Annotated in this window: 5 protein-coding genes and 1 pseudogene; 4 read left to right on the forward strand and 2 right to left on the reverse strand. The window is 33.3% G+C overall.

Features of this window, described 5'->3' with window-relative positions:
• Together BFA01S_RS21075 and BFA01S_RS21080 are read right to left on the reverse strand one after the other, a co-directional pair.
• Positions 1-392: hypothetical protein (locus BFA01S_RS21075; RefSeq protein WP_218011650.1), on the reverse strand; the 392-nt coding region annotated here is incomplete at its 3' end.
• 648 nt (positions 393-1,040) lie between these two features.
• Complete coding sequence (locus tag BFA01S_RS21080; protein ID WP_174521615.1) at positions 1,041-1,196, reverse strand: hypothetical protein; 156 nt, start codon at positions 1,194-1,196, stop codon at positions 1,041-1,043.
• A 220-nt stretch (positions 1,197-1,416) separates the two neighbouring features.
• Between BFA01S_RS21080 and BFA01S_RS21085 the strand changes: the two genes are divergently transcribed.
• The 4 genes and pseudogenes from BFA01S_RS21085 to BFA01S_RS21100 form a co-directional block, all read left to right on the forward strand.
• Positions 1,417-1,824, forward strand: coding sequence for a hypothetical protein (locus BFA01S_RS21085; RefSeq protein ID WP_066235542.1), 408 nt, complete (start codon positions 1,417-1,419; stop codon positions 1,822-1,824).
• 1 nt (position 1,825) lies between these two features.
• Positions 1,826-2,488, forward strand: coding sequence for a PspA/IM30 family protein (locus tag BFA01S_RS21090; protein ID WP_066235544.1), 663 nt, complete (start codon positions 1,826-1,828; stop codon positions 2,486-2,488).
• Positions 2,489-2,573: 85 nt separating this feature from the next.
• Positions 2,574-3,260, forward strand: a complete 687-nt coding sequence (locus BFA01S_RS21095) for a M50 family metallopeptidase (protein ID WP_066235546.1) — start codon at positions 2,574-2,576, stop codon at positions 3,258-3,260.
• Between the two features lie 105 nt (positions 3,261-3,365).
• Positions 3,366-3,668, forward strand: a pseudogene (locus tag BFA01S_RS21100) (hypothetical protein); the annotation flags it as partial.

Here is a 3,668-nt window from a genome sequence, read left to right on the forward strand (position 1 = left end):
GTTGCTCCTTCATCGGTTGGCCCTTCTTCTGAACCATCAGCCGGTGTTTCAACTGTGCCTTCATCAGTCGTTCCTTCCTCTGAGCCATTAGCTGGTGTTTCAGCTGTGCCTTCGTCAGTTGTTCCTTCGTCAGTTGTTCCTTCGTCGGTGGTCCCTTCTTCTGTCTGATCGTCTTTATCATTTGTTTTGAAAGATTTATTCTTTGCTAATTCGCTGATCAATTTACCTTTCTCAGGAGAGCCTGGTAAACTTTTAGCTAATTCAGATACTTCTTGACCATGATTTTGTACCTGTGCCAAAACTTCTGGATTAACCTCTTTATTATCAAGTTCTGCCGCAGAAGTTGGTGCACCGGCGGCTAAGAATGTAGCAGCCATCATCGATGTTGACATTACAAATGGTACAACTTTCTTTGATAATTTTTTACTCTCTTTTTTAGAATTCATTTGCTTTTTATTCATATTTTCATCTCCCTATTCGTATTTATTATTCTATTTACTAATAGACAGTTCTCAAAAAAATGTATGTATGCAGTACCACCTCCGCTTACAGTCTAATGAAGAAAATCGCAATTCAAATTCTGTAGCAGTTCTATAACCGCCTGTCTCTTACTATAAAATAGATATATTACCGCTCTATGTTACTGTGATTAAAAAAGATAATAGGAATCTTACAATTTTGTAGAATTTTGTAACGTTTGAAAAATTTCTAATTTTCCATTTATCTCTTAAAATGTAACTGCAAAGTGCATCTTCTAAATATTTTATTTCCATTTCTCCTCTTATTTTTCCAATAATCGATGATTCTTCCTTTTACAAGTAAGACATTAACGCTAAAATTATTTCTTTGTATTAAGAAAAGTTAACAGTTCTCTTTCTATCTCAATTAAATTGTTTATTTTTATATAAAAAAGGGTAGTGACTTTTTCCAGTCACTACCCTTTTTAAAATTATCTGCTACATTGCTATTCTCCGCATTAGACTAAACGAGTTATATTCAGCTTATACTAAAATTATTACGGATAAAAAGATACAATTCGCTTATTTAAAAATACCAGTTAAATATGATTGAATCGAATGAGGTAATAGTTGATAGAATAACCCTTCATATTTAATATCAAGCAGCCCGGCAATGAAGAAAAATATAATAATTAAAAATAAAACAAGTTTCTTATTCTTCTTAAACATCCGCTTCAAAAGGTTCCCCTCCACTGAAAAAATACATTGATAGCGAGCTTATTAATTATATATTAATTCATGCAAAATTATCGCCTTATCCTTCTCTCCCCTATATTAAAAAAGAGTCAGCAGCTAAAAAGAGAAAACAAATCTGCTTTTAATTTTTTCATTTTCACTAAGTTTTCATCAAACTCTACTAAACTACAAACAACAAGAACGAAAGGAGGTAAGAAACATAATGAATACAAAGTTCACAAAAGGTATTTTCTGGGGCGGAATCATTGCTTCTATGATTCTAGTTATAAATATATTCCATTATCTATTTGGAGGTTTAAATATTCTTGCTGCTGGTCCGCATGGACATGGACCAAGAGATATGGGACCACATGGCGGTTTTGAACCACATCATGCAATAGGCTACCATCATAGTGGAGTTTCTTTGATTTGGTTCTTATTATTCCTGATTCTCGGAATAACTGCTTTAGTTCTAGTAATGAAATCATTAAGAAAAAAATCAAAGGCTTCTGCAATGCAACAGTTTATTGATACATCTTTAATTAGTTCACATAAACCCTTATTGAACCAAAATGAGAATGTTTTAGATCAATGGGAAAAAAGTTTAATTAATAAAAAGGAGAATATTTAAAATGGGTATTTTTAAAAGAATTAAAACAATTGCAACAGCTGATATGAATGGCTGGCTCGATAGTCTTGAAGATCCAATCGCGATGTTAAACGAATATTCTAGAGAGCTGGATCAAGAAATGGCAAAAGCCCAAAGAGCTTTATCACGCCAGCTTTTCGCGGAAAATAAACAGGCTGCTCTTATTCTAGAAACAAAAGCGTTAGTAGAAAAAAGAACTCGACAGGCTAAATTGGCTATCGAGCAAGACGAAGAGACAATTGCTAAATTAGCTGTCCAGGAAAAGCTTTCTCATGACAAACAACTGATCGTGTACGAACAGCAGTATGAAACTATTAAAGAACAGACTGAAACGCTGAAAGAAAAATTAAATGAGCTGCAGCAAACGTATAATGAATTGCAGCACAAGAAAATCCTCTTAGCTTCACGCGCAAATGTTGCTCAGTCTATTAAATTAATTCAAAAAGCTACAGGTTCCTTTCAAACTGACAATATTTTAAGAGGAGTAGCTCGTGCCGAAGACCGTATTTTATTAATGGAAGCTGAGGTACAGGCAGGTAATCAATTTTCCCATCCTTTATTGAGAAACGATTCTTCCTATATAAACGAGGAAGAATTAAATAGAGAAATAGAGAAACTAAAGAGCGAAAAAGAGTTACAAGCTTAAAGAGTATTTATGAACGGGGAGGAAGCACCATTACATCAGTTTGGTGCTTCTTTTTCTCTATACAAACAAAAAAAGGAGAATAAATGTGAATGATTCATTATCTATTATTGTTTATTTGGCAGCAGCCTTCGTTATAACTAGAATTCCTTATGTAAGGACGTATCTTTCTATTTGTTATACTCTCCTTCATGAAGTGATTATCGTCCTCGTTGGTGGAAGAACAAGCAAAAGAATAAGATTATTAAAAAATTACTCTTCTTTAGAAACTTCCGACTCTCCAACTTTCAAACATAATCTTATTTCTTATGTTAGTTATACAGCAACGATACTAATAGCAATTGGATTATTTTATTTAGTGTCCATCAATGAATACTATTTAATTTTATATATTCTTATTGGTCTAATGACTATTTCCATCGTCCTTTGGATTCGTCACTTTCTTGATTTTTTATGGGCTCTGTCATTTATCGCCCTATTAGCTTTACCTTTGTATTTTGGATATGAAACAACTATTATGCCTACAGCTATTTTTCTGGCATCTTATATTATGATTCAATCTATTTTGAACGCCCTCTATGTATGCAGGCAAATCTTTTTAAATCGAAAAAGAAAAGGCATCGCAGCAAAAGTAAAATGGATTCCATCGATGATATTAGCATTAAGCCTGCTCGGTCAGTCTCTTTTCGCAGGTTATTTCGTTGTATGTAATTTCATTTATAACATAGGGCTGCCTTGGGGGAACCTTGAATTCATTCACCTTCCGTGGATATAATTTTAATATTTTTCAAAATCATTTTGCTTTTCACCAAGTTTTCACCATTCAGTATTAAATTTAAGACTGTACAAAATATTTAAAGAAATTTAGGAGGCTATTATAATGAACAAAAAGAAACTATTTGGTTACGTAATGACAGGAGTATTATCAGTTGGAGTTATCAGTGGAATTGGGACAACCGCATTTGCGGCAACTTCATCAGGAACTAGTACAGCAAAGCAAACTGTGAATTCAATGGATGCTGCAACACAAGAGAAAATACAAAAAATAAAAGATGAGCTTAAAACTAAATTGACTAAATTAGGTGTCAATCTTCCGGAACGCGCAGAAAAAGGTGATCGATTTGCTAACTTAGATGAAGCAATAAAAACTAAAGCTGAAGGAATCTTTGAAAAGGAAAAAGCC

This window comes from Metabacillus fastidiosus NBRC 101226 (assembly GCF_001591625.1).
In the GTDB taxonomy this organism is placed as follows: domain Bacteria; phylum Bacillota; class Bacilli; order Bacillales; family Bacillaceae; genus Metabacillus; species Metabacillus fastidiosus.

Bases quoted from the DNA above. Each gene is read 5' to 3' on its own strand.
- BFA01S_RS21085 (WP_066235542.1), top strand. From the start codon at position 1,417: ATGAATACAAAGTTCACAAAAGGTATTTTCTGGGGCGGAATCATTGCT.
- BFA01S_RS21090 (WP_066235544.1), top strand. From the start codon at position 1,826: ATGGGTATTTTTAAAAGAATTAAAACAATTGCAACAGCTGATATGAAT.